24 protein-coding genes are annotated in these 23,571 nt (G+C 72.1%); 9 read left to right on the top strand and 15 right to left on the bottom strand.

Translation table 11 applies throughout. From position 1 onward, the window contains the following. Window positions 1-57: 57 nt before the first annotated feature. Window positions 58-1,197 (bottom strand): aminoglycoside phosphotransferase family protein, encoded by a 1,140-nt coding sequence (locus TU30_RS21455; RefSeq protein WP_042172413.1) that lies wholly within the window; start codon window positions 1,195-1,197, stop codon window positions 58-60. 234 nt (window positions 1,198-1,431) lie between these two features. Between TU30_RS21455 and TU30_RS21450 the strand changes: the two genes are divergently transcribed. Continuing rightward, the gene (locus TU30_RS21450; RefSeq protein WP_042172411.1) at window positions 1,432-2,928 is read left to right on the top strand and encodes a hypothetical protein; all 1,497 of its coding nucleotides are present in this window, start codon (window positions 1,432-1,434) and stop codon (window positions 2,926-2,928) included. Window positions 2,929-2,985: 57 nt separating this feature from the next. Here the strand turns inward: TU30_RS21450 and TU30_RS21445 are convergent, their stop codons facing one another. The 5 genes from TU30_RS21445 to TU30_RS21425 form a co-directional block, all read right to left on the bottom strand. After that, window positions 2,986-4,407: a PP2C family protein-serine/threonine phosphatase gene (locus TU30_RS21445; RefSeq protein WP_042172409.1), complete on the bottom strand. Its 1,422-nt coding sequence runs from the start codon at window positions 4,405-4,407 to the stop codon at window positions 2,986-2,988. Window positions 4,408-4,809: 402 nt separating this feature from the next. After that, on the bottom strand, window positions 4,810-5,904 hold the full coding sequence (locus TU30_RS21440) for a hypothetical protein (RefSeq protein WP_042172407.1): 1,095 nt from the start codon (window positions 5,902-5,904) through the stop codon (window positions 4,810-4,812). Between the two features lie 67 nt (window positions 5,905-5,971). Beyond that, on the bottom strand, window positions 5,972-7,549 hold the full coding sequence (locus TU30_RS21435) for an alpha/beta hydrolase (RefSeq protein WP_042172405.1): 1,578 nt from the start codon (window positions 7,547-7,549) through the stop codon (window positions 5,972-5,974). 369 nt (window positions 7,550-7,918) lie between these two features. Continuing rightward, window positions 7,919-8,182, bottom strand: a complete 264-nt coding sequence (locus TU30_RS21430) for a GlsB/YeaQ/YmgE family stress response membrane protein (protein WP_042172403.1) — start codon at window positions 8,180-8,182, stop codon at window positions 7,919-7,921. A gap of 262 nt (window positions 8,183-8,444) precedes the next feature. After that, window positions 8,445-8,885 carry an SPW repeat protein gene (locus TU30_RS21425; RefSeq protein ID WP_042172401.1) on the bottom strand — a complete coding sequence of 147 codons (441 nt, stop codon included), beginning with the start codon at window positions 8,883-8,885 and terminating at the stop codon, window positions 8,445-8,447. A 373-nt stretch (window positions 8,886-9,258) separates the two neighbouring features. Here TU30_RS21425 and TU30_RS21420 point away from each other — a divergent pair, with 373 nt between their 5' ends. Continuing rightward, complete coding sequence (locus TU30_RS21420; RefSeq protein WP_042172398.1) at window positions 9,259-10,158, top strand: glycoside hydrolase family 19 protein; 900 nt, start codon at window positions 9,259-9,261, stop codon at window positions 10,156-10,158. A 129-nt stretch (window positions 10,159-10,287) separates the two neighbouring features. Beyond that, window positions 10,288-11,667 carry a PI-PLC domain-containing protein gene (locus tag TU30_RS21415; RefSeq protein WP_042172396.1) on the top strand — a complete coding sequence of 460 codons (1,380 nt, stop codon included), beginning with the start codon at window positions 10,288-10,290 and terminating at the stop codon, window positions 11,665-11,667. Here the strand turns inward: TU30_RS21415 and TU30_RS21410 are convergent. Further along, window positions 11,607-12,128 (bottom strand): hypothetical protein, encoded by a 522-nt coding sequence (locus tag TU30_RS21410; protein ID WP_063837648.1) that lies wholly within the window; start codon window positions 12,126-12,128, stop codon window positions 11,607-11,609. The two genes, TU30_RS21415 and TU30_RS21410, sit on opposite strands and share 61 nt — an antisense overlap. A 164-nt stretch (window positions 12,129-12,292) precedes the next feature. Here TU30_RS21410 and TU30_RS21405 point away from each other — a divergent pair, with 164 nt between their 5' ends. Beyond that, the gene (locus TU30_RS21405) at window positions 12,293-12,685 is read left to right on the top strand and encodes a VOC family protein (protein ID WP_042172394.1); all 393 of its coding nucleotides are present in this window, start codon (window positions 12,293-12,295) and stop codon (window positions 12,683-12,685) included. A 58-nt stretch (window positions 12,686-12,743) separates the two neighbouring features. Further along, window positions 12,744-13,820, top strand: a complete 1,077-nt coding sequence (locus tag TU30_RS21400; RefSeq protein WP_042172392.1) for an adenosine deaminase — start codon at window positions 12,744-12,746, stop codon at window positions 13,818-13,820. On the opposite strand, the gene TU30_RS21395 is transcribed toward TU30_RS21400, so the two are convergent. Continuing rightward, entirely contained in the window at window positions 13,802-14,317 is a 516-nt protein-coding gene (locus TU30_RS21395) for a DUF664 domain-containing protein (protein WP_042172556.1), read from the bottom strand. The genes TU30_RS21400 and TU30_RS21395 overlap by 19 nt on opposite strands. A gap of 63 nt (window positions 14,318-14,380) precedes the next feature. After that, window positions 14,381-15,265 (bottom strand): LysR substrate-binding domain-containing protein, encoded by an 885-nt coding sequence (locus tag TU30_RS21390; RefSeq protein WP_042172391.1) that lies wholly within the window; start codon window positions 15,263-15,265, stop codon window positions 14,381-14,383. A 157-nt stretch (window positions 15,266-15,422) separates the two neighbouring features. On the opposite strand from TU30_RS21390, the gene mgrA reads away from it, so the two are divergent. Next, window positions 15,423-16,415: an L-glyceraldehyde 3-phosphate reductase gene (gene mgrA, locus TU30_RS21385; RefSeq protein WP_042172554.1), complete on the top strand. Its 993-nt coding sequence runs from the start codon at window positions 15,423-15,425 to the stop codon at window positions 16,413-16,415. A 318-nt stretch (window positions 16,416-16,733) separates the two neighbouring features. Continuing rightward, window positions 16,734-17,144, top strand: a complete 411-nt coding sequence (locus TU30_RS21380) for a hypothetical protein (RefSeq protein WP_042172389.1) — start codon at window positions 16,734-16,736, stop codon at window positions 17,142-17,144. Window positions 17,145-17,179: 35 nt separating this feature from the next. On the opposite strand, the gene TU30_RS21375 is transcribed toward TU30_RS21380, so the two are convergent. The 3 genes from TU30_RS21375 to TU30_RS21365 form a co-directional block, all read right to left on the bottom strand. After that, entirely contained in the window at window positions 17,180-18,445 is a 1,266-nt protein-coding gene (locus TU30_RS21375; protein ID WP_042172387.1) for a streptophobe family protein, read from the bottom strand. A 478-nt stretch (window positions 18,446-18,923) separates the two neighbouring features. Then, entirely contained in the window at window positions 18,924-19,352 is a 429-nt protein-coding gene (locus tag TU30_RS21370; protein WP_107068531.1) for a PRC-barrel domain-containing protein, read from the bottom strand. Then, a complete protein-coding gene (locus TU30_RS21365) occupies window positions 19,352-19,936 on the bottom strand; it encodes a PRC-barrel domain-containing protein (protein WP_042172381.1) in 585 nt (194 codons plus the stop codon). The genes TU30_RS21370 and TU30_RS21365 overlap by 1 nt, the downstream gene beginning before the upstream one ends. Before the next feature lie 178 nt (window positions 19,937-20,114). Between TU30_RS21365 and TU30_RS21360 the strand changes: the two genes are divergently transcribed. Then, the gene (locus tag TU30_RS21360) at window positions 20,115-20,570 is read left to right on the top strand and encodes an ATP-binding protein (RefSeq protein WP_042172379.1); all 456 of its coding nucleotides are present in this window, start codon (window positions 20,115-20,117) and stop codon (window positions 20,568-20,570) included. A 152-nt stretch (window positions 20,571-20,722) separates the two neighbouring features. On the opposite strand, the gene TU30_RS21355 is transcribed toward TU30_RS21360, so the two are convergent. Further along, window positions 20,723-21,610 carry an RNA polymerase sigma factor SigF gene (locus TU30_RS21355; RefSeq protein ID WP_042172377.1) on the bottom strand — a complete coding sequence of 296 codons (888 nt, stop codon included), beginning with the start codon at window positions 21,608-21,610 and terminating at the stop codon, window positions 20,723-20,725. 185 nt (window positions 21,611-21,795) lie between these two features. Between TU30_RS21355 and TU30_RS21350 the strand changes: the two genes are divergently transcribed. After that, window positions 21,796-22,221 carry a helix-turn-helix domain-containing protein gene (locus tag TU30_RS21350; protein ID WP_042172375.1) on the top strand — a complete coding sequence of 142 codons (426 nt, stop codon included), beginning with the start codon at window positions 21,796-21,798 and terminating at the stop codon, window positions 22,219-22,221. Between the two features lie 24 nt (window positions 22,222-22,245). Here TU30_RS21350 and TU30_RS21345 read toward each other — a convergent pair whose 3' ends face one another. Beyond that, entirely contained in the window at window positions 22,246-22,854 is a 609-nt protein-coding gene (locus TU30_RS21345) for a ClpP family protease (protein WP_042172373.1), read from the bottom strand. Continuing rightward, a complete protein-coding gene (locus TU30_RS21340) occupies window positions 22,851-23,552 on the bottom strand; it encodes an ATP-dependent Clp protease proteolytic subunit (RefSeq protein WP_042172371.1) in 702 nt (233 codons plus the stop codon). Before TU30_RS21340 ends, TU30_RS21345 begins: the two co-directional genes overlap by 4 nt. Window positions 23,553-23,571: the final 19 nt, after the last annotated feature.

Raw genomic sequence — 23,571 nt, 5'->3', positions numbered from 1 at the left:
GCCTGCGGTGCTTCCCGACACGGGAAGCACCGCAGGCCCTCGCACGTCCCCGGAGGGTCAGCGCGTGCCGACCGCCGCGCGCACGGCCTTGCGGGCCATCTGGCAGTCGTCGTGCAGCCGCCGCAGCAGCAGCCGCTGCTCCTCGCCGGACGGCAGCGCACCCGGCCGGGCCGCGTTCGGTGCCACCGGGGGCGCGTCGTGCATCGAACGCTGTACGGCCGTCTCGTAGGTGCGGATCTCACGCGTCAGCACCAGCATCAGGTTCACCAGGAACGCGTCGCGTGAGGCATGGCCCGCCGACTGCGCGATCTGGCTGATCTGCCGGCGCGCCACCGGCGCGTCCCCGAGGACCGCCCACAGCGTCGCCAGGTCGTAGCCCGGCAGGTACCAGCCCGCGTGCTCCCAGTCCACCAGCACGGGACCGGCCGGCGAGATCAGGATGTTGGAGAGCAGCGCGTCGCCGTGGCAGAACTGGCCCATGCCCTGGCGCCCGGCCGCCTGCGCGATGCCGTGGAGCAGCTTCTGCAGATCGTCCATGTCCCGGTCGGTGAGCAGCCCCAGCTCGTGATAGCGGGCGATGCGCGCCGCGTAGTCCAGCGGGGCGTCGAACGTACCGGCGGGCGGGCGCCATGCGTTCAATCGGCAGATCGCGCCGAGCGCCGCCCTGATGTCCGCCCGCGGCGGTGCCTCCACCGGATGCCGCTGCAGGGCCGCCACCCTGCCGGGCATCCGCTCGATGACCAGGGTGCAGTTCTCCGGGTCCGCCGCGATCAGCCGGGGTGCCCGCGCCGGCGGGCGGTGCCGGACGAACGAGCGGTAGACCGCTATCTCGTGCCGGAACCGCTCGGACCAGACGGGCGAGTGATCCGTTAAGCACTTGGCCACCGCGGTGCTCCGTCCTGTCGTACCGACCAGGAGAACGGACCTGCCGTTGCGGCGCAGCACCTGGGCCGGCGCGAACTCCGGGCAGATGCGGTGCACCGACGCGATCGCCGAGCGCAACTGGGCGCCCTGGGGGCCGGACAGGTCGAGCCGCCCGCTGAGCTGCTGGGGGCCGGTGCCCGGGGCACGCCGTGCCGTGCCCGCGCCGAGCACGGGTGTCACCTGGCGTGCGGGGGCGAGGTAGGGGCCGCTGTCCGACGGACGCGGACGGAGCGGCCGGGGCGGTGCGGACACGGAGGACGATGCTGCGTACATGGGCGATACAGATCCCTTCGTGTGCCTGCGACGTCAGCGCCCCACACGGCCCGGTCGCCCAGGCGCATCCTGGGGAATGCCCCGGCGGAGACCGGGTCGTGGTGGCGCATTCCTACTCGACACCCGTTGACCCCTGGCACACCATCTGGCGAACCCTGGCGAACCCTGGCGAATAGTCGTCCGGCACCTTTCACCGGGCTACTGTCAACTCAGCCGAGAACCTGGGGGCTTGACGTGAGCGGACAACCCAACACCCGGCTCTCGGACCTGTTCGGCCTGGCCGGCTGGTCCAAGGGCGAACTCGCGAGGCTGGTCAACCGGCAGGCGGCGGCCATGGGCCATCCCCAGCTGGCGACCGACACCTCCCGGGTGCGGCGGTGGATCGACATGGGAGAGATCCCGCGCGATCCCGTACCGCGGGTGCTGGCGGCCCTGTTCACCGAGCGTCTCGGCCGTGTCGTGACCATCGAGGACCTCGGTCTGGTCCGGCACGGGCGTACGGGGAAACGGCAGAACGGCGGGAAGACGGAACATCCCGACGGAGTGCCGTGGGCGCCCGAGCGGACAGCCGAGGTCCTCACCGAATTCACGGGAATGGACCTCATGCTCAACCGACGAGGCCTGGTGGGCGCGGGCGCCGCGCTCGCCGCGGGATCCGCACTCACCGGCGCCCTGCACGACTGGCTGCACACCGACCCCGCCCTGACCACGGACGCTCACCGGCCCGACCGCCCGGCGCACGCCGACGCCGCCGGAATCGACCGCTACGAGGCCGCGCCCATCGGGTCCCAGGAGATCGAGGAACTCGAGCGCTCCGTGGAGGTGTTCCGCGCCTGGGACGCCGCCCGGGGCGGCGGCCTCCAGCGCAAGGCGGTGGTCGGCCAGCTCAACGAGGTGGGCGGCATGCTCGCCTACGACCACCCACCTCATCTCCAGCGGCGCCTGTGGGGCGTCGCCGCCAACCTCGCCGTCCTCGCCGGGTGGATGTCGCACGACGTCGGCCTGGAACCCACGGCGCAGAAGTACTTCGTCATCGCCGCGCACGCCGCCCGGGAGGGCGGGGACCGGCCGCGCGCGGGGGAGGCACTGTCCCGCGCGGCCCGCCAGATGGTTCACCTGGGCCGGCCCGACGACGCCCTGGACCTGCTGAAACTCGCCCACTCGGGCTCGGGTGGGGAAGTGCTGCCGCGCACCCGCGCGATGTTCCACACCATCGAGGCCTGGGCACAGGCGTCCATGGGCAGAGGGCAGGCGATGCGCCGCACCCTGGGCCGGGCCGAGGACCTGTTCGTCTCCGACCGGGGGAGGGACCGGGAGCCGCCGGACTGGATGCAGACCTTCAAGGACGAGGACCTGTACGGCATGCACGCCCTGGCCTACCGCACGCTGGCCGAGTTCGAACCGGATGCGGCGGTGCACGCCCAGCACTACGCGGAGAAGGCGCTGTCCCTGCGCATCGACGGCCGGGAGCGGTCGAAGATCTTCGACCACCTCTCCATGGCCTCCGCCTGCTTCATCGCAGACGACCCGGAACAGGCCGACCGGTACGCGCGGCTCGCGCTGATGTCGATGGGCTCCAACTCCTCGCGCCGCACCTGGGACCGGCTGCGCGAGATGTACCGGCTCACCGCCGAGTACTCCTCGTATCCCAGGATCCAGGAACTGCGGGAGGAGATCAGGGCGGCCCTGCCGAAGCCCAGGGGCAAGGGGGGCAACAGCGCACGGGCATGAGAAGGGCGGGGCGCCTTGCCCCCACGAGGCGTACGAGGTGGTACGAGCCTCTGCGTCCTACGGGGCCACCCGGGCGACGAGCACACAGGCATCGTCCTCGCGTTCTCCGTCCCCGAACTCCCGCAGGACGGCCAACAGGCAGTCCTGTGCGGTACGGGCCTCCGTGAACTGCGGCGCCAGGCCGGCCAGCCGGCGCACGGACGCGGCCCCGGACCGTCCGGGGACCAGCCCGTCGGTGTGCAGCAGCAGCAGATCGCCGGCCTCGAGGGTCTCCTCGGCCTGCCCGTGGGGGACCGCCGGGGTGGCGCCCGGCCGGATGCCGTCCGGGGCGTCCAGCGCGCGCCCCGTTCCGCCGCGGAACAGCAGCGGGACGGGGTGTCCGGCCTGCGCCCACGCCAGGGAGCGGCTCTCGGGCCGGTAGCGCAGACAGAGGCTGCTGCCGAGGGCGGGCTGCCCGGTGGCGTCCAGTAACCGGTCGAGGCAGGCCATCAGCGGTCCGGGTTCGGTGCCGGACATCGCCATGCCGCGCATGGCGCCGAGCAGCATCGCCATGCCCGAGGCCACGCCGACGCCCTGGCCGGTCAGTGCCCCGGCACTGAGCAGGGTGGTGCCGTCGGACAGTTCGAGGGCGTCGTACCAGTGTCTGCCGGGTGCCGCGCCCGTCGTCGAGGGGAGGTGCCGGGCGGCGACGTCGAGGGTCCGGGGCCCTCTTCGCGTCAGCCGCAGGGAGCCGCGCCACACCGGCAGCACGGCTTCCTGCAGCTCGGCCGCGAGCCGGTGCCCGGTCCGCGCCGCGTCCTGCCCCCGGTGGTGCAGCGAGTCACGGGTCTCGCTGACCGCCCGTCGGCACCGGCGCAGTTCGCTGACGTCCCGCAGCACGGCCCACATCGAGGCGGTGCTGCCGTCGCTCCCGAGGACCGGTTCGCCCATCATGTGCACGGTCCGGACGCTGCCGTCCGGGCGGGACAGCCGGAACTCCCCGTCGATGGGCCGGCCGTCGACGAGGCAGTCCGTGACCATGGCCGTCAGCCTCGGCCGGTCCTCGTCGTGCACCAGCGAGGGCAGTTCGTCGAGGGTGAGCGGCGGCGCGGCCGGATCGCGGTCCAGGATGCGGTACAGCTCCCCGGACCAGCTGGCCTCGTCCGTCAGCAGGTTCCACTCGGCACTGCCGACCCGGCTGAGCAGGGCCCCCCGCCTCGGCGCGGGCGCCGTGGTGGGCGGGGACGGTTCCGCGGGGACGGGCAGTGGGCCGTCCCGCAGTTGCGCCAAGTACTCGTCCAGGTCGTCGAGCTGGTGCAGTGCCAGGTCGTACAGGGCGCGCTGCCAGCGGTCCCGCGGGTCCGAGGTGTCCGCCGGGGTGCCGCGCCGCACGGCGTCCACATCGTCCTTGAGCCGCCGGGTCTGCGAGATGAGCGAGTCGACCGGGCCGCGTCCTGGCGGCTGGGCTGCTGAGCGGTCCGCGGAGAGGTGGGGCGGCATGACGCACTCCGATGTGGGACGGTTCGGGCCGGGGTCGGACGGAGGGACCGTTACGACTGTGGCACAGCCCGCCACGCCCTGTGAGGGATTCGGCAAGACACCTTGAGGTCATGTCCTTGGCATATGCCTCCGTCTTCGCGGAATTACTGAAGGATATGTTCCGGGTGTCGACGTGTTCGGTCAACTCCCTTGATCTGCAAGTGCCTTGGCGAGGTTTTCGACTTGGACTTCCCGCGCGTGCGCATGTTCGACGGATAGGTTTTCCGTTCGCGGCAGCGATCCGTGCGATCCCCGTCCCGGGGTGCCCGGCCGGATTTCGGCCGGGCACCCCGGGACGGTCGGTGGGTGCCTCCCGACGGGACGGGCGACATCCTCCGGTCTCCGTCCGCCCGCAGGCGGCCCTCAGTACCGCAGTACGCCCGCGACCCGGTCCGCGTCCCCGAGGGTGCCGTCCGGGACGAAGCGGACCTCGGCGCCCGTCTCCAGGCACTGCTCGACCAGCTCGTCCACGATGTCCTCGAGGGCGTCCGGGCCCCCGGGATCGGCGGCGACCAGATGCTCGCCCGCCTCGCGCACCGTCACCCGGAAGTTCTCCTCGACGGCCAGCAGCTGGACCCGGCCGTCACGGGTGTTCTGCCACAGCTCGTCGACCCCGGCCGCGAACCTCTTGCGTCCGCGTGCCGTCTCCAGTGCCCGGACGACGGCCTCCGCACTCTTGCGGGCCTCGCTCTCGAGCGCGGGGCGCAGGGCCTGCCACACCGCGTCGGGCGTGCCGTGCGCGAGGCCGCCGTGCTGGACGTGCACCGCGTCGCGGGTCGCGCCGCCGGCCTCGCCCAGCAGGGACAGTGCGGCCGGCTCCCCGGTGACGTACAGGGGCCGCGGATGCCCACGCAGGACCGCGGCCATCGTGGTGTCGGCATCGCGCAGGAACCGTCGGGTGCCTTCGTCCCGGAAGGCGCTCGGCTGATCGCCGACCCGCTCCAGGCGCTCAGGGTCGAAGTTCTCCTCGGCCCGGGTCAGCGGGAAGCCCCCGGAGCGCTCCTCGGTGACCCGGTCCGCGCCGCCGTTCCACAGCGTGGCCCGGTCCGGGGAGACGGACAGCACCCAGAAGGGGCGCTCCGCCGTGTGGGCGGACACCAGGTTGCGGGTGAGGAAGGTGTCCGAGAGCACCACGCGCTCCGGCACCGGACGGGCGAGCGACCACACCTGGTGCTCGCCCGGAGCGGCGAAGATGACCAGGCCGTCCTCGGCGTGTGTCAGATCGACCTCGGCCAGGGCCCGGTCGAGCTGCAGCTCCACTTCCCCGCGCCGGTCCCTGGTGACCGCGGGATCGGCTTCCAGCTGTTTCTTGGCCTTGGCCACCACATTGCGCAGCCGGACCGGATCCTGGGCGTTGAGGGGCTCGCGCCGGTGCGTCGGTGTGAGCACCGACACTGCGGGGTAGGGGCGCGGGCGGCGAAGCTCGGCAAGGGTCGCGGGACTCAGATCGTGCTCCATGACAGCACCATAGAGCCGAATCGCAGACAGGGCATTTGGGGCATCGTTGCGCCGTCCGGGTGCGGGCTCACGGGCGGGTGTCCTCCTCGTCCCCACAGGAGCTGCCGCTGGGCGGCAGGGTGCCGTAGAGAAGGAAGTCGTCGATCGTGCGGTGGACGCATTCGGACGATCCGTAGCCGGTGTGGCCCTCGCCCCGGTTGTCCAGCACCACTGCGGACGGGCCGAGCCGCTCGGCCGTCTCCACCGTCCACCGGTACGGCGTGGCCGGGTCGCCCCGGGTGCCGACCAGCAGCATCTTCGGTGTGTCGAGGTCCCTGACCTCCTCGCGGATGAAGTCGGTCCCCTCGGGACGGCCGTGGCACATCAGGACCTGGGCGAGCCGGTAGCGGCCGAAGACCGGCGAGGCCTCCTCGTAGGCGGTGCGCAGCCGGGCGAGGTCCCGGGTCACCTGCTCGGCGGCCGGGCGGTCGGGATCGTCCGCGCAGTTCACCGCCATCAGCGCGGCCGGCAGGTTGTCCAGGGGCACATCCTCCTCGCCGGCGAGCGGATCGTCGGCGAGGTGCGGCAGGGGGAACGTCACTCCGCCGGTGGCGAAGGCCTCCACCCCGCGTGTGTCCCCGTCCTCCATCAGCTCCGCGAGCGCCCGCTGCAGCAAGGGCCACAGTTCCTTGCTGTAGAGGCCCTGGCCCAGGGCGACCGCGAGGTCCTGGCCGGTGAACTCGTGGCCGAAGTCCGTCGGTACGGGGTCCTCGTCGAGCGAGTCGACCAGTTTCACGACCAACTCCCTTGCCTCGCGCGGGTCCTGACCGAACGGGCAGGCGATGTCCTCGGTGCACCAGGTCAGGAAGTGCTCGAGCGCGGTCTGCTGGCCCCGTACGCTCGCCAGTCCCTGTTCCGCCAGCGGATCGGTCAGCGTGTCCACCCCGTCCAGCACGAACCGGCCCACCTTCCCGGGGAACCGGGCGGCGTACACCGCGGCCAGCCGGGTCCCGTAGGAGAAGCCCAGGTAGTTGAGCTTCTCGTCGCCGATCACCTGCCGCAGGACGTCCAGGTCGTGTGCGACGTTCACGGTACCGATGTGCGGCAGAACCGGGCCCGAGTGCTCGGTGCACTCGGCGGCCACCTCGCGCAGCTGGGCCAGTGTTTTCCGCGGATCGGACATGTCGTCGCCGCCGGTGGCCTCCAGCGCCCGACCAGTGGCCTCCGTGCCGCAGCTGACCGGTGAGGAGCGGCCGACACCGCGCGGGTCGAAGGACACCACGTCGTACTCGTCGGTGAGGCCCATGAACTCCTCGCCGCCGTGGGCGAGTCCGAGCACGCCCGAACCGCCCGGCCCGCCGAAGTTCAGTACCACCGAGCTGCGGGGCCCGCCCGTGCCGCGGTAACGGGCGAGGGCCAGGTCCAGGGCGCCCTTGCCCGGGTCGGCGTAGTCGACCGGGACGGTGATCTTCCCGCACTGCAGGTCCTCGGGCAGGTCCGTGCCCTCGCACGCCGACCATGTGATCTTCTGGTCGTAGAACCGCCCGAGGCCCCGGTCCTCGTCGGCGGCTGCCGCCGGGAGCCCCGCGCCCAGCAGGGCCAGCCCGACCGCCCCGGCGACCGCGCAGCGTCGGAGGGGGAGTCTCATGGAGAGCTTGACCGGCATCGATGCCTCCAGGGGCGCCCCACAGCGGACCGGGAACCGGCGCCCTCGATCACGATACGGGGGGCTCGTCGGCCCCGCCTGTCGGCCGGGGGCGTTCCGCGGCGCCCGGCCCGGGACTCCGGAGTCCTCGGCGGCCGAACCGCCCCGCACCCTCCTCGCCCCGGCCCCCGAGCCGCGCGGACGCGATGCCGTTCCGTCGCCCGGCGCGGGCGGGCACCCCGGCCCTCGCACGCCTGTTCCCGGGGAGACGCGGACGGGTCCGGTGGCCGCACCCTCGTGGTGCCTCCCACCGGACCCGTCGTGGACCCGTGGTCCGTCGTCGGTCCGTGCCTGTCCGTGCGTGCTTGACGGTGCCGACGGTGCTTGGCGTCAGCGGCGGGCCTTCACCCGGTCCAGTGCTGCCACGCCGAAGGCGGCGAGACCGATCTGGATGAGCCACTCGACCCAGTCGACGCCCTTGGTGTCGGCCACGCCGAACGCCGTGGCGATCGCCGAGCCGATGAGCGCGGCGATGATGCCGACGATGATCGTCCACAGAACGCCGATGCGCTGGCGGCCGGGGACCACGAGCCGGCCCAGGACACCGATGACTATGCCGATGACGATGGCGCTGATGATGCCGTCGATCTCCATCTCGCCCCTCCTTCCGGGAACCTCCGCTGCACAGCTTGTGCCCGCAGTCGGCGGAGGCAGTCCCCCGACACCCGGGCCAGGACAGAGGAAGGGCCAGCACAGAGGAAGGCCGGACCGCGGCGGACGCGGTCCGGCCCTGACGGCCTCCTTCCCGGGAGCCCCGCGGGGCTCCCGGTCCTGTCGTCCGGATCATGCCGGGCTCGCGGTCCCGGGCCGCCGGACCCCGCTCCCCGGTCCGGCGGCCCGAAACGGACGAGAACCCTCAGGTCCCAGGGGTGCTCCTGGACGCCGTGACGGCGCACATGATGCCGAGCACCAGGGTCAGGGCACCGATGATGATGTTGTTCCAGATGACGCCTGCGTCCGGATTGGTCCCGACGATCCACGGCGAGACGATCATCCACACGCCGAGGGCGCACATGGCTCCGCTGAGGCCGTACATGCGCGCCGGCGCGGCGGTGAAGCCGAGGGCGAGCAGACCGATCGCGATGCCGACGATCAGGTTGTGGGGCACGAGCGCGGGCTGGCTCGTCGTGTAGTGGAGTATCCAGGGGGACACCGCGCAGTAGAGGCCGAGCAGGAACACCGGTCCGTCCACCAGGACCACATCACGACCGCCGAGCATGCGGTCGTACCGTGCCTGCATTTCCGGAGCATCGGGGTGGCTCGAGATGTCACCACGGGGATGCGAGACGTTGGCCATGAGTCGTCTCTCCTTCGACTGGCAGGCCTCACCGCTTCTGGGTGGTATGCGGCAAGCGCCACGTAGGGTCATTCTGCGCTTATTTTCCCTTTATGTGTAGAGGTCGAGGCCCGTGGTGGTCGAGCGTGCCTTTTGGCTGACGCGTGCGACGCGCGTGGCGGGTCCGGCGGGCCTTCCGGGCGGAGGCGGCGGGCCGGTTCGTCCGACTGGCCTACACCCTTGACTGGTACATACCAATGCGGTTGAGTGTGCCCGACACCCCCCACCACGGCCGCCCCCACCCCGTGGCCGGCTCCGCCGGCGCGCGCGGCGAGATCCCGCTCGGGCATGCCCTCGCCCGGGAGCGGCCGTGTCCCGCAAAGGAGTCGATCCCTTGACGAGACGCCGCATCTCCTCCGTGCTGGCCGCCGCCGTCCTCGCCGCCGGCGCACCCGTGCTGCTCCCCGCCGCGACCGCTTCGGCCGCCCCCGCCGCCGCGTGTTCCAGCTATCCGAACTGGGTGGCCGGGCAGTGGTACAACGCCGGTGACATCGTCCGCTACACCGACGGCCGGGCCTACGTCGCCGAGCACGGCAACCCGGGCTACGACCCCGTCATCAGCACCTGGTACTGGGAGCCGTACTCCTGCGACAACGGCCCCGGAACGCCGGTCGGCAACTTCGTCGTGACCGAGGAGCAGTTCAACCGGATGTTCCCGAACAGGAACCCCTTCTACACCTACAGCGGTCTCACCGCCGCCCTGAGCGCCTACCCCGGCTTCGCCAACACGGGCGGCGACACGGTGAAGAAGCAGGAGGCCGCCGCCTTCCTCGCCAACGCCGGACACGAAACCGGCGGTCTGGTCCACGTGGTGGAACAGAACACCGCCAACTACCCGCACTACTGCGACTGGAGCCAGCCCTACGGCTGCCCGGCCGGCCAGGCCGCCTACTACGGTCGCGGGCCGATCCAGCTGAGCTGGAACTTCAACTACAAGGCCGCGGGTGACGCGTTGGGCCTCGACCTGCTGGGCAACCCCTGGCTGGTGCAGAACGACTCCTCCGTGGCGTGGAAGACGGCGCTGTGGTACTGGAACACCCAGACCGGTCCCGGCTCCATGACCCCGCACAACGCCATGGTCAACCAGGCCGGCTTCGGCCAGACGATCCGCAGTATCAACGGCTCCCTGGAGTGCGACGGCCGCAACCCCGCGCAGGTGCAGAGCAGGGTGACCAAGTACCAGCAGTTCACCCAGATCCTCGGGACGCCGCCCGGCGGCAACCTCTACTGCTGACGCGGGACGGGCGGACATGATGTCATGCCCCTGACCATCTGTGACCCGGCCGCGTGCCGTCCGTGTTCCCCGCGTTCCCGGCGTACATGGACGGCGCGCGGCCGTCCTCCGGACCGAAGGGCACCTGTCATGCGCACCCCCCACGCCCTGCTCGCCGCGACCGTCACGACCACCGCGCTGGTCGCGGCGGTCGTGGCGCCCACCCCCGCCGCCGGGGCCGACGCGGTACCCGCGCCCGGCACCTTCTACGTGCAGAGCGCCGCCACGGGACTGAACGCCGCCGGCTCCGCCGGAGCCGTCGAACAGCACCGGCCCCGGGGCGACGAGGGCCACCAGCAGTGGAACCTGAGGGCGAACGGCGCCACCCACCTCCTGGAGAGCGCGGACACCCCGGGCACCTGTCTCGGCCGCACCGGCGACCGGGCCGGGACCGTTCCCTGTGCCGGCGCCGACGCGGCCTGGGCCGTCGCCCCCGCCGACGGCGACCGTTTCACGCTCGCCGTCCCCGGCACCGGTCGGCACCTCGCGGTCGCCCCCAGGCCCTCCGGCGCCAACCATCCCGCCCGACTCGCCGTCACCGAAGGCTCCTCGGACCTCGCCCACTGGTATCTCACCCCGGTCTCTCCCGTCACCCGGCCCATGCCGCCCCGGAGCAGCCGCACCCTGGACCAGGTCACCTTCCTGGCCTCGCACAACGCCTACGCCAACGGAGTCGACGGCGGCTTCGCCCCGCCCTTCGTCAACCTCTTCCCCAACCAGACACGTGGCATCGAACGCCAACTCGCCGACGGCGTACGAGGATTCATGCTGGACATCCACCAGACCCCGGACGGCGCGATCCTCTGCCACAACAGCTGCACCCTGGTCGGCAGGCCCGTCGCGCTCCGGGTCGACCTCCAGCGCATGGTCGACTTCCTCGAGGCCCATCCCGACCAGGTCGTCACCGTGTTCCTGGAGGACTACGTCGACCCGGGTGTGCTGCGTGCCGAACTCGCCCGCGTCAACGGCCTGTCGGACGTGCTCTACCGGCCGGACCGCACCGGCGTGCGGGAGAACGGCTGGCCGACGATGGCGGACCTGACCGCCGCCGGAAAGCGCCTGCTGATCTTCAGCGACCGCAGCCGCCCCGCCGACCGGTCCGCCGGGCTGACCCGGGACAGCTTCGGCGTCATGTACCAGCGCGAGTGGACCGTCGAGAACCACTGGTCCATGGGCTCGGGCGTCGGAGCCTCCGACTGGTCCTGTTACAGCCGTTGGTACGACGCCGGTACCGACCTCCCGCTCACCCGCACCGAACCGGGGTTCCGTCCCCTCTTCGTCATGAACCACTTCCGGGACGCCCCGGTCGCCGGCACGGCCGGCACGGACAACAGCAAACTCGCCGACCGCGCCCGCAGGTTCTGTCAGCCCGCTGCCCGCAAGAAGCCCAACTTCCTCGCCGTGGACCGCTACGACCTCGGCGACCCGGCGGCCGCCGTCGACGCCCTCAACACGTACACGTATCCGTAACCCCGGCGCGGAACAAGGAGGGGGGTGTCGCGGCGCCGTCGCGACACCCCCTGCGCCGGCCGGACTCCGTTGTGCGTGAGGTGCCGCTCCGGCAGTTCGTGTTCCCCGCACCAGGCCTGCACCGCCCGGGGGCGCACCCGGAAGAACGCGTGGACGGCCCGGTCCGCACGCGGATCCCGTCCGGTCTTCTCCCGGAACGCCTCCGCCGCCGGCGGCACCTCCCGTGCGTCGCACGTCTGCACCACGCCGTCGATCAGGACGACGTCCCGCGTGTCGCCGAAGGCCGGCCGGGTCGCCGGCCAGACGGCCTCGCCGTCCCACACGAACCACAGCGGCACCAGGCAGGGCGGCCCCTCGGGGCCCACCGACGCCACCGAGATGTCCGTCTCCCGCTCCAGGCGGTCCAGGACATCGCTTCTGCGCTGCTCGAGACTCCGTCGCGGTTGCTCGGTGCTCCTCATGCGCGGACGGTAGCCGAGCGGCCTGCCCGGACACCTCGGGCTGCCGTCGTAGGTCCTCCGGCCCAGGGCCGGTGGCGTTGCCGGGAGCGGGACTGGTGCACATCGAAGTTTTACGTATAACCTCTGTCGATCGATCCCACCCGCCGCTTTCCGGAGAGGTCCCGATGAGACGTGTCGCCCTGGTCACCCTGGTCGTCGACGACTACGACGAGGCGATCCGCTTCTACACCGAGGCCCTCGGATTCCACCTGGCCGAGGACACCCCCCGGCCCGACGGCTCCCGCTGGGTCGTCGTCGAACCGGATGCGGGGACCACCGGCACCGGCCTGCTGCTCGCCCGCGCCAAGGACGACGACCAGCGCGCCCGGACCGGTGACCAGACCGGTGGACGCGTCGGTTTCTTCCTGCACACCGACGACTTCGCCCGCGACCACGCCCGGATGACGGCCTCGGGCGTGACCTTCCTGGAAAGACCGCGCCACGAGCCGTACGGCACGGTCGCCGTCTTCCAGGACCTCTACGGCAACCGCTGGGACCTGCTCCAGCCCGCCGGCTGACCCCGCACTCCGACACCGACTCCACCACCGACACCGAACCGCCGAGGAACGTCCGCCCATGACCGTGCCCCGCATCACCCCCGACACCGACACCCTCCGCCGGCTGCCCAAGGCCGTGCTGCACGACCACCTCGACGGAGGGCTGCGTCCCGCCACCCTGGTGGAGCTCGCGGACACGATCGGCCACACCCTGCCCACCACCGACCCGGACGAGCTCGCCGCCTGGTACGTCGAGGCCGCCGGCTCCGGCGACCTGGTGCGCTACATAGCCACCTTCGAGCACACCCTCGCCGTCATGCAGACCCGTGAGGGCCTGCTGCGCACCGCCGAGGAGTACGTGCTCGACCTCGCCGCCGACGGTGTCGTCTACGGCGAGGTCCGCTACGCCCCCGAGCTGATGACGAAGGGCGGACTGACCCTGTCCGAGGTGGTCGAGGCCGTGCAGGAGGGCCTCGCGGCAGGCATGGCCGGGGCCGCCGCCGCGGGGACGCCGGTACGGGTCGGGACGCTGCTGTGCGGCATGCGGATGTTCGACCGGACCCGGGAGGTCGCCGACATGGTGGTGGCGTTCCGGGACGCCGGGGTCGTCGGCTTCGACATCGCCGGTGCCGAGGACGGCTTCCCCGCCGCCGATCACCTGGACGCCTTCGAGCACCTGCGCCGCGAGAGCGTGCCCTTCACCATCCACGCCGGTGAGGCCCACGGCCTGCCCAGCATCCACCAGGCCGTCCAGCTGTGCGGCGCCCAGCGCATCGGTCACGGCGTGCGGATCACCGAGGACATCGTCGACGGCGAGCTCGGACGGCTCGCGGGCTGGGTCCGCGACCGCCGGATCGCGCTCGAGATGTGTCCCACCTCCAACCTCCAGACCGGCGCCGCCGGTTCGATCGCCACGCACCCCGTCACCGCGCTGAAGGACCTCGGCTTCCGGGTCACCCTCAACACCGACAACCGGCTCGTCTCCGGCACCACCATGACCCGTGAGATGTCCCTGCTGGTGGAACAGGCGGGCTGGACCGTCGAAGACCTGCGGGCCGTCACGGTCAACGCCGTCAAGAGCGCGTTCCTCCCGTTCGACGAGCGCAACGCCCTGCTCAGGGACATGGTCCTGCCCGGTTACGACTCCGTACGCTGAAGAAGGCCCCGTACGTAGGCGGCCTGTCCGGCGTGCTGGAGATCGTCGGACAGGACGCTGACCAGGCGCACCCCCGGGCTCACCGGCGGATCCCGGCGCTCGTCCACGATGCGCGCCAGATCCCCGGCGTCCAGTGCGCGCAGGACGTCCAGCGTCTGCTCGTGCACCGCGTCGTAGTAACCGGTGAGCAGGGCGCCCGAGTCGACCCGTACCCCGGCGACCTGCTCCGGGGTGTGGCCGTATCCGGTGTCGTGGCGGGGCAGACCGAGCGCGAACCGCTCCTCGAAGCCCTGGGCGAGCCACACCTGGTCGAGTCCGAAGGCGTCCGCGACATGGTCGTCCTGGATCCGGGTGAGGTGCCAGACGAGCCAGGCGAGGGAGTTGGCTCCCGGGCCCGGAGGGGTGCTCAGCGCGTCGGGGCCGAGCCCGGTCACGGCGGCGTGGACCTCTTCGCGGACACGGCCGTAGCCGTCGATGAGGATGTCCTTGGCAGGCATGTGACCACCCTCGCGCATCCCGCCTCCGTACGCGCGCCGCCCTTGGGCCCACGCCGTCGTCCCCTATGCCTCCCCGCTGTCCAGCAGAGCCATCAGCGCCCGCGCCGCCGGGCTGGTGGCCTCTTCCGCCGGGACCAGCACCACGCTCTCGTACACGGACTCACCGGTGTCCTTCAGCGGCAGCGCGGTCAGTGCCGCGCGTTTGTGCCGGAAGTGCTGGGGGACGACGGCGATGCCGAGGTTCTCGTCGACCAGGTCCAGCAGGCTGTGCACGTCGTTCACCTCCAGCGCGACCGTGCGCCGTACGCCCGCGGCGGCGAACGCGGTGTCGGTGGCGCGGCGCGGGCCCCAGTCGGGATGGAAGTCCACGAACACCTCACCACCCAGGCCGTGCGGGGTCAGCGGAGCCCCGGCCCGCGCCAGCCGGTGATCGGGATGGCAGAGCACGGTCATCGGCTCACTGGTGAGCGCCACCGACCGCAACTGGTCGGGGTCCGTGTGGGTCCGGTAGACGAAGGCCAGATCGAGGCGGCCCGCCGCGACCTCCTCCGCCAGCGCCGCCGAGCCCCACTGCCGCAGCCGGATCTCCACGTCCGGATGGCGCCGCCGGAAATCGGCCAGCAGATCCGCCAGATCCACCCCCGCGATGCACTGCTCGGCGCCCAGGGCGAGCGTGCCCCGCAGCACCCCCTGCACCGCGGCCACCGCCTCGTGCGCCGCCCGTACCTGTGCCAGGATCCGCTCGGCCTCCACCAGCAGCGCCCGCCCGGCCTCCGTGAGCGTCACCCGCCGGGTGGTCCGTACGAACAGCGGTGTCTGCAGCTCGCGCTCCAGGGAGCGGATCGACGCCGACAGGCCCGACTGGGAGACCAGCAGTCGCTCCGCCGCCCGGGTGAAGTGCTGGTCCTCGGCGACGGCGACGAAGTGCTGAAGGTGACGCAGTTCCATGATTGAGAAGCGTATCCGCTGAATTCCATCGGATTCTTCTGTTGGACCGCTGCACGTGGACCGCGACAGAGTGGAGCCCCGGCGCTGGCTCCGGTTCCGGGCCACGGAACCGGACACCCGTGTCGCCCGCCTGTGCGCCAACCTCTCTGGAGTCGCGTTGTACACCCCGCACCCCGACCGTTACGCGGACCTGCCCTACCGGCGCACCGGACGCAGCGGCCTGAAGCTTCCCGCGCTCTCGCTCGGTCTGTGGCACAACTTCGGTCCCGACCGCCCCGCCGACACCCAGCGCGCCATCCTGCGCCGCGCCTTCGACCTCGGCGTCACCCACTTCGACCTCGCCAACAACTACGGCCCGCCCCCCGGCGCCGCCGAGTCCTCCCTCGGCGAGGCCCTGCGCGCGGACTTCGCGCCGTACCGCGACGAGCTGGTGATCTCCACCAAGGCCGGCTACCTGATGTGGCCCGGCCCGTACGGCGAATGGGGCTCGCGCAAGTACCTGTTGTCCTCGCTGGACCAGAGCCTCGACCGGATGGGCCTCGACCACGTCGACATCTTCTACTCGCACCGCTTCGACCCCGACACTCCGCTGGAGGAGACGATGGGGGCCCTGCACTCGGCGGTCCAGCAGGGCAAGGCGCTGTACGTCGGCGTGTCCAACTACTCCGCGGAACAGACCCGCGAGGCCGCCCGCATCCTCGGCGAGCTGGGCACCCCGCTGCTGATCCACCAGCCCCGCTATTCGATGCTCGACCGGCGCCCGGAGGACGAGGGTCTGCTGGACGCCCTGGACGAGCTCCAGGTCGGCTCCATCGCCTATTCCCCGCTGGAGCAGGGTCTGCTGACCGCCCGCTACCTCGACGGCATTCCCGAGGACTCCCGCGCCGCGAGCGACAGCCCGTTCCTGAACACCGACGCCGTCACCGGTGAGCTGGTGGAACGGCTGCGCACGCTGAACGGGATCGCCGCATCCCGCGGCCAGAGCCTCGCGCAGATGGCGCTCGCCTGGGTGCTGCGCGGCACGCGCGTGACCTCGGCCCTGGTCGGGGCGAGCAGCCCGCGGCAGCTGGAGGACAGTGTGGCGGCCACCCGCAACCTCGAATTCGACGCGGAGGAACTGGCCCGCATCGACGCCGCCGTCAAGCAGTAGGGCCGCGCCCGGTCGGGCTCCTCCCGGCCGCGCCGTCACGACACGACGGCGCGGCCGGCACCGTGCCGGGCCCGCTTCCCGGCATGCCGCGTGCACTTGCTGCGACGCCGTGCACCGCAAACACACCGTTCCGGCCAACGGGAGGGGCGAATATGCCAGGAGAGTGGCCGGAAAGGCGTGGTGACAGTGATTCAGCGGTGAACATACTCGACAACGAGAGCGCTTCACCCCGCGCTACGGCGCCCTCACGCACAGCACGCGACCCGCCGGAGAGCAGGCCCGGTCGGCCGACGGGCAACGCAACCGGGGGAGGGAATCGTGCACGACGAGTTCCTGTGTCACGTCACGGCGTACGGAGTCTGCGACGGCCGCCGCATCGGTGTGCCCCTCGGCACGTACCGCGCCCCCACCCTGGCCCTCGCCCTGTGGTGGCTGCGCGACCGCGCCTCCTGGATCGCCGAGCGGCTCGACCCGCGGCCCGAGGCCGAGCACTTACCCCCGGGCGCGCTCGTCCCCGTCGCCGACGGCGTGCCCGACGTACCCGCCGTGCTGCGTTCCTGGTGCGGTGACGTCGCCCGACAGGAGGAGATGGCCGAGGCCCTGGCGGCCGGACGGATGGTGCGCCTCGCCACCGGCGACGACACCACCGAGTACGAACTCCTGGCCGAATCCGTGGATGCCCTGCGGATGCAGCGCGCGGCCCCGGTGCTGGGCGTCCCCGTCGCCTGATCGCCCCGTCCTGCCCCGCCGCCCGCCCGCTCCGGTCAGCCGTCCGGCCGGCCCCGGCGGCGTGTCCTTCGTGCCGCCAGCGCGCCCGCGGAACCGGCCATCAGACCCCACAGGAGGGCCGGCCCCAGCGCGGCCGGCAGGCGTGGTTCCAGCAGGACCTGGCCGGAGAGCCCCGTGCCCAGGTCGCCGATGCCGAGCACGGACAGGCCGAACCGGGCGGAGATCCGGCAGACCAGGCAGATCATCAGCACCGTCAGCGCGAGTGCCACCGCCAGGCGCACGGCGTGCTGCCAGGCCCGGACCCCGGCCGGTGACCGGGCCGCCATCACGAACGCCACGGCCGGCAGCAGAACCGCGTCGAGCACCGGCAGCCACCACACCCTGCCGTCGTGCTCGGCGAGCGTGCTCAGGTTCAGCGCCGAGACGTCCCCGGTGCGCAGTACCTCGTCGAGGACGTGCGGCATGGGCAGCCCGAAGGGGCCTTCCACCCTGCCGTCCCAGGTGGCGCCCAGCCCGAGGGTCAGCGCGAGCCAGGTCACGTTGGGCAGTCCGAGCAGGAGTACGGCGAACGTCTCCGCCGGGCGCCCCCGCGTCACCGCGACCGTCAGTGCGATCACGGAGCCGATGACGACGAAGGCGAGCAGCAGGTGCAGCATCGCGTGCGCCGCGGGCCGTACCGCCGTCTGGAACCGGAGCAGCCGGCCCGGCAGCGGAGCGCCGCGCGACACCAGCAGGGCCAGCACCAGGACACCCGCCATCCAGAGCAGGCCGATGAGCACGGTCAGCGGCACGTCGGCGGCGAAGCCGACCTCGGGGGTGACACCGAACAGATCGGCGAGATCGCCCAGGGCGCCTTCCCCGAGGGAGATCTCGAACGTGTGCCGGGCGGCGAACGCCAGCCCGAGCAGGGCGATCACCCAGAGGGCGACGATCCTCGCGGCCCACCCGGCCAGTTCCGGCGCCCCGGCGACGGCCCGGTGGCGCAACGGGCGCAGAAAGGACCGGCCGATGAACAGGGCGCCGGTGAGGGTGACGGACAGCGGCATGACGGTCAGGCCGCCCTCCGTGCCGGCCAGGTCCCCCGCGTCGCCGGCCAGGTGCACCGACCCGCCGACGGCCGTGACGACGGTCGCCGCGAGCACCTTGGGGAAGGAGCCGGCCGGAAGATCCGCGGCACCGGCCGCCCACAGTCCGAGCGCGGCCACGACGCCCATGGTGATCAGCCCGCCCAGCACCGTGACGAGGGCCTGCGCCCAGCCGTGTCGCGCGATCGCCGGGCCGCCGAGGGTGCGTGAACTCACCCCTGCACGCTAAGCAGCCCCCGCACGGGACGCCTGCCGGGAGGTCCGTCCGCGTCGGCTTGCGACGGGTGCGTCACCGGAGCACACCATCAAGCCGTAACGGAGGAATCGCCATGTCTGCATCGGCTTGAGGGCCGTCTCCTGCAGCCGTGCCGGGAAGAAGGGAAGGGCTCGTGAGCGTCGAACCGCCGTCCTCCGGCCGGTCCCACCGGGCCCCTGTCGGACCCCTCGTCCCCGTCGCCCCCGTCGCCCCGGCTCCGGGCCGGCCACGGGCGGGGACGATCCCTCCGGCGAGCCGCCGTCGAGCGGACCCGGGGACAGCGGTCCGGCGACCGGCGAGCCGCCTCCGTCCGATCCTCCGGCGCCGCCACCGGTCGAGTCCGGCACCACGAACGACGCGCCGGACGGCACCACCACCGGGGACCTCACCGCGACGCCACCAGCGGTGCTGCCCGGGGCATGATCCACCGCACCGGCCCTATCCGCGCGCTGCCCTGCGTCCTCGTACCACCAGAGCGTGGTCGCCCAGCCCCAGCAGCCGCCCGGCCGACAGTTCGCCGACCGTCGTCAGGACCGCCTCGATACGGGCGGTGAGCGGATCGAACGCCGCGTCGAGCACGGTGCCGCGCTCCTCGCCGTCCTCGGTGAGCACCCTGCGGCCGATCAGCTCATGATGCGGCGGGGCCGCGTCCGGTGCGCAGGACGGGACCGCGACCAGCATGTCCGGACCGACGGCGTCCAGCGCGCCCCAGGCCGGCGCGATCTCCCTGCGCAGCCGTCCACGCCGTACCCGTACATGTGTGACGGTGCCGGACACCACGTCGACCGTCAGCGTCCGTACGACACCGAGCCTGATCCCCTCGCCCGGGGCCAGCACCGGCAGCCCTCTCACCCGGGAGAAGAGCATCACGGCAGGACGCCCGTCCGCCGGGCGTGGAACGTGCCCGCCCGGGCCACGAAGTCCGGCAGGTCGTCGGTGACGCAGGTGGTGGTGTGCGCGGGGACGACCAGTGACCGGCCGGAGACGGACACCGCCTCGCCGCGCGCCACGTACACCAGGTACCGCCGGTGCCTCGAACCCGGTACCAGATCCCGGTGCGCGGCGATCCGGAAGGCGGCGATCCGGCCGCTGGTACCTCCCTCGACCAGGACATCGCGCACCGTGCCGAGCACGTCGCCCTCGTCGGTGAGGACCTGTGCGCCCAGCAGCCGCCCGCGCAGGGTGTCGCGGCGGGCCACCGACAGGGGCAGGTGGCACAGCGCCTCCGCGTCGCGGACCATGACCGCGTGATGGCCGAGGGAGTGCACCGCCGGCCAGGGCAGGTCCCGGGGCAGGGGGCCCGACAGCAGAGTCCGGCCGGTGAGGGTGAAGCCCGTGATGCACCCGGCCACGGGGTCCAGGACGGTGTCCTTGACGTGGGCGACGGCATCGCCGCCCAGCGTCACCACGGGCAGCGTCGTCAGGGACCGCACCGCCAACAGTTCGCTCATCGGTCACCCTTCCCGCCGCCGTCGTTCCCGCCCGCCTCCGAACCCGGCTCCGGTCCCGCCGGAACCGGGTTCCCGACCTGTGGCACGTCGAACACCGATCAGGGGACTGATGAGCCGGACTCGGGGTACGTGCACCAGTGCAGATCGTCCGGCAGCCCGGCTTCCCAGAGAGAACCGTATGACCAACCACCTGGACGGGGCAGTGATACCGACTGGTTTCGATATACCCGTGGAACCGCTACGGCGGACAGCGCACTTCACCGGCGAGCCGGGATGCATCGCCGAGGCACGTGCCTTCACCACGCTGTTCCTCGAACAGCTCAGGAGCGAGTGGTGCGCCGCGATCGGCGAGCGGGCCGACGGCGCGGCGCTCCTGGTCGTGAGCGAACTGGTCACCAACGCCGACCGGCACAGCAACGGCCCGTACATCCTGGAGCTGGAGGGCACGGGCGAAGCGGTCACCGTCACCGTCTACGACAGCAGCGGCGCACTGCCCCGCGTCTACCCCCGCGACCCGGAGCGCGTCGGCTGCCACGGCCTGGAGATCGTGCGGGCTCTCGCGCGCGACGTCCTCGTCGAGCGGATACCGGTCGGAAAGCGGGTCCGCGCCGTGCTGGGTCTCGACGCCGGCTGAGCGGCATCAGTGGCCGGAGCACCCCTCCGACAGCGCGCCACCGGAAGGTCTGCACACACCAAGGTCTGCACACGGCGGAACAGGCCGGATACGACACGACGAAAGCGGCTGCCGGCCCTCAGGGGCCGGCAGCCGCTTTCGTCGTCCTCCCGTCAGGCGCAGCCCAGCTCGCCCAGCATGCCCTCGCGCAGACGACCGATGATCCGCTTGATCAGCCGGGAGACGTGCATCTGCGAGCACCCGAGCCGTTCACCGATCTCCGCCTGGGTGGCCTCCTCCACGAACCGCATCCGGATGATCTCGCGGTCGCGGTCGCTGAGCTCGGCCATGAGCGGGGCGAGCGCGTGGAAGTCCTCGACGAGCTGCAGCCCCTCCTCCTCCACACCGATGAAGTCGGCCAGCACGGACTCGCCGTTCTCGGGGCCGTCGCCGGTGAGGGCGGCGTCCAGCGACGACGAGTTGTAGCCGTTCGCGGCGAGCCGGCCCTCGTTGACCTGTTCCTCGGTGATGTTCATCAGTGTGGCGAGCTCGGCGACCGTGGGCTCGCGGTCCAGCCGGCTGGCGAGCTCCTCGCGGGCCTTGGCGAGTTCCACCCGCAGCTCCTGGAGCCGGCGCGGCACATGGACCGCCCAGGTGGTGTCACGGAAGAAACGCTTGATCTCGCCCACGATGTACGGCAGCGCGAAGGAGGTGAACTCGACCTCGCGCGACAGCTCGAAACGGTCGATCGCCTTGATCAGACCGATCATGCCGGTCTGGACGATGTCCTCCATGTCGTCGCCGCGGCCGCGGAACCGTCCGGCCGCGAACCGCACCAGCGACATGTTCATCTCGATGAGGGTGTTGCGCGCGTACTGGTACTCGTGCGTGCCCTCCTCGAGCTCCGCCAGGCGACGGAAGAACTGGCGGGAGAGCTCCTTGGCGTCGCGCGGAGCGACGGCCAGGGGGTCGGCGACCCCGGGCAGGCTTCCGTCGCCCGTCCCGGCCTTGGCGTTCTTCTCGACGACCTGCGCCTGCGACCGGATCACGACGGTCTCCATTGCCTCTCCCCACGAAAGTTCGACGGACATGCTCTTGGGTCCTTCGAAGGTGCGGTTACCCAGCCGCAGCCCGAACACTCCTCACGACTTTCGGAAACCTTCGCGGTGACGCACGGTGCCCCCTCTTCACTCAGGGCGGAACGCCACTCCCTTCCCCTGGGAGCCAGGATTCCTACGCTGGAGGGGTGAGCAACCAAGTGCCCCTCGACGCCCGTGACATCCCCCCGCGGCCCGCGCGGGCGCGCCATGCGCCCACGCGTGGCGCCGCCGCTCCGCCGGCCCCCGTTCCCGTCGCTCCCCCTCCCGGAGAGCCGCTGTGGCGCGACCTGGTCGGCGACGTGCTGCGCCGGGAGCGGCTCGCCCAGGAGCGGACGCTGAAGGACGTCGCCGACACGGCCCGGATCTCCATGCCGTATCTGTCGGAGGTGGAGCGGGGCCGCAAGGAGGCCTCGTCGGAGGTTCTCGCGGCCGCCGCCCAGGCCCTCGGCCTGGGCTTGGGCGACCTGCTGTCGCGGGCCCGGGACGAACTCGTCCGCGTCACCGGCCGGCGGGCTCCCCTGGGCCGGGGCACGACCCGCGCCTCGTACGACGGACTGTGCCTGGCCGCCTGACGCGACCGTGCCGGGGCCGGCGCCTCACCCGCCCACCAGGCGCCGGCTCAGTACCTCGTCGGCCAGGCCGTACGCCACGGCCTCCCGCGCGGTGAACACCTTGTCGCGGTCCACGTCCGCCCGCAGCGTCGCCACGTCGTGGTGCGTGTGCCGGGAGAGGACCTCCTCCACCTGGGCACGGATGCGCAGCATCTCCTTGGCCTGGAGCGACAGATCGGAGACCGTGCCCCGGTGCCCGCCCGCGGCGGGCTGCCCGAGGAGCACCCGCGCGTGCTCCAGGACGAACCGGCGCCCCGCGTCGCCGCCGGCCAGCAGCACGGCCGCCGTGGACGCCGCCTGCCCGACGCAGTACGTCGAGATCGGTGCCTGGACGAACGCCATCGTGTCGTAGATCGCCATGAGCGAGGTGTACGAGCCGCCCGGGGAGTTGATGTAGACCGCGATCCCGCTCTCCGGAGCCGACGACTCCAGATGGAGAAGCTGCGCGATGACGACGTTTGCGATCCCGTCGTCGATCTCGGTGCCGAGGAAGATGATCCGCTCGGACAGCAGCCGGCTGAACACGTCGTAGGACCGCTCGCCCCGCGGGGTGCGCTCGACGACGCTCGGAATCGTGTACGTCCCCGTCGTCACAGCCCCGCCCTGCGTCGCGTCGAGGCCGGGCGGACGTCGTCGAGCGACTCCACCACCCGGTCCACCATTCCGTACTCCCTGGCCTCCTCGGCCGTGAACCAGCGGTCGCGGTCGCCGTCCCGGGAGACGGTCTCTGCCGACCGGCCGGTGTGCTCGGCGGTGATCCGCTCGATCGTCCGCTTGGTGAACTCCAGGTTCTCCGCCTGGATCTCGATGTCGGCGGTACTGCCGCCGATCCCGGCGGACGGCTGGTGCATCATGATCCGCGCGTTGGGCAGGGCATACCGCTTGCCCGGCGTGCCCACGCTCAGCAGGAACTGGCCCATGCTGGCGGCGAACCCCATGGCGAGCGTCGAAACGTCGTTGGGGACCAGCCGCATCGTGTCGTAGATCGCCAGGCCTGCGTGCACGGATCCGCCGGGGCTGTTGACGTACAGGCTGATGTCGGCGCGCGGGTCCTCCGCGGACAGGATCAGCAGCTGTGCGCACACCCGGTTGGCGGAGACCTCGTCGACCTGGGTCCCGAGCAGGACGATCCGCCGGGCGAGCAACTGGGCGGCCAGATGGTCGTCGAACCGGGTCGGCGGGGTGTCGCCCTCCTCGGCCCGGGGCAGCGGAACCGGCGGCCGGCCGGCAGGGAACCCGGCCGCGAGGCCGGACGCGGGTCCGGTGGTGAGTCCGGTACTGAGTGGGGACATCGGCGCTCCCGTGGGTGTC

This window comes from Streptomyces sp. NBRC 110035 (assembly GCF_000829695.1).
Taxonomy (GTDB): Bacteria; Actinomycetota; Actinomycetes; order Streptomycetales; family Streptomycetaceae; genus Streptomyces.
This window is presented reverse-complemented; position numbering and strand designations above follow the sequence as displayed.

Excerpts from the sequence above, each read along its gene's own strand:
- TU30_RS21425 (WP_042172401.1), bottom strand. The coding sequence starts at position 8,885 with ATGGCCAACGTCTCGCATCCCCGTGGTGACATCTCGAGCCACCCCGAT.
- TU30_RS21395 (WP_042172556.1), bottom strand. The coding sequence starts at position 14,317 with ATGCCTGCCAAGGACATCCTCATCGACGGCTACGGCCGTGTCCGCGAA.
- TU30_RS21410 (WP_063837648.1), bottom strand. The coding sequence starts at position 12,128 with ATGAGGAGCACCGAGCAACCGCGACGGAGTCTCGAGCAGCGCAGAAGC.
- TU30_RS21415 (WP_042172396.1), top strand. The coding sequence starts at position 10,288 with ATGCGCACCCCCCACGCCCTGCTCGCCGCGACCGTCACGACCACCGCG.
- TU30_RS21405 (WP_042172394.1), top strand. The coding sequence starts at position 12,293 with ATGAGACGTGTCGCCCTGGTCACCCTGGTCGTCGACGACTACGACGAG.
- TU30_RS21455 (WP_042172413.1), bottom strand. The coding sequence starts at position 1,197 with ATGTACGCAGCATCGTCCTCCGTGTCCGCACCGCCCCGGCCGCTCCGT.
- TU30_RS21430 (WP_042172403.1), bottom strand. The coding sequence starts at position 8,182 with ATGGAGATCGACGGCATCATCAGCGCCATCGTCATCGGCATAGTCATC.
- TU30_RS21390 (WP_042172391.1), bottom strand. The coding sequence starts at position 15,265 with ATGGAACTGCGTCACCTTCAGCACTTCGTCGCCGTCGCCGAGGACCAG.
- TU30_RS21440 (WP_042172407.1), bottom strand. The coding sequence starts at position 5,904 with ATGGAGCACGATCTGAGTCCCGCGACCCTTGCCGAGCTTCGCCGCCCG.
- TU30_RS21435 (WP_042172405.1), bottom strand. The coding sequence starts at position 7,549 with ATGCCGGTCAAGCTCTCCATGAGACTCCCCCTCCGACGCTGCGCGGTC.
- TU30_RS21445 (WP_042172409.1), bottom strand. The coding sequence starts at position 4,407 with ATGCCGCCCCACCTCTCCGCGGACCGCTCAGCAGCCCAGCCGCCAGGA.
- TU30_RS21400 (WP_042172392.1), top strand. The coding sequence starts at position 12,744 with ATGACCGTGCCCCGCATCACCCCCGACACCGACACCCTCCGCCGGCTG.
- TU30_RS21370 (WP_107068531.1), bottom strand. The coding sequence starts at position 19,352 with ATGCTCTTCTCCCGGGTGAGAGGGCTGCCGGTGCTGGCCCCGGGCGAG.
- TU30_RS21355 (WP_042172377.1), bottom strand. The coding sequence starts at position 21,610 with ATGGAGACCGTCGTGATCCGGTCGCAGGCGCAGGTCGTCGAGAAGAAC.
- TU30_RS21365 (WP_042172381.1), bottom strand. The coding sequence starts at position 19,936 with ATGAGCGAACTGTTGGCGGTGCGGTCCCTGACGACGCTGCCCGTGGTG.
- TU30_RS21340 (WP_042172371.1), bottom strand. The coding sequence starts at position 23,552 with ATGTCCCCACTCAGTACCGGACTCACCACCGGACCCGCGTCCGGCCTC.
- TU30_RS21360 (WP_042172379.1), top strand. The coding sequence starts at position 20,115 with ATGACCAACCACCTGGACGGGGCAGTGATACCGACTGGTTTCGATATA.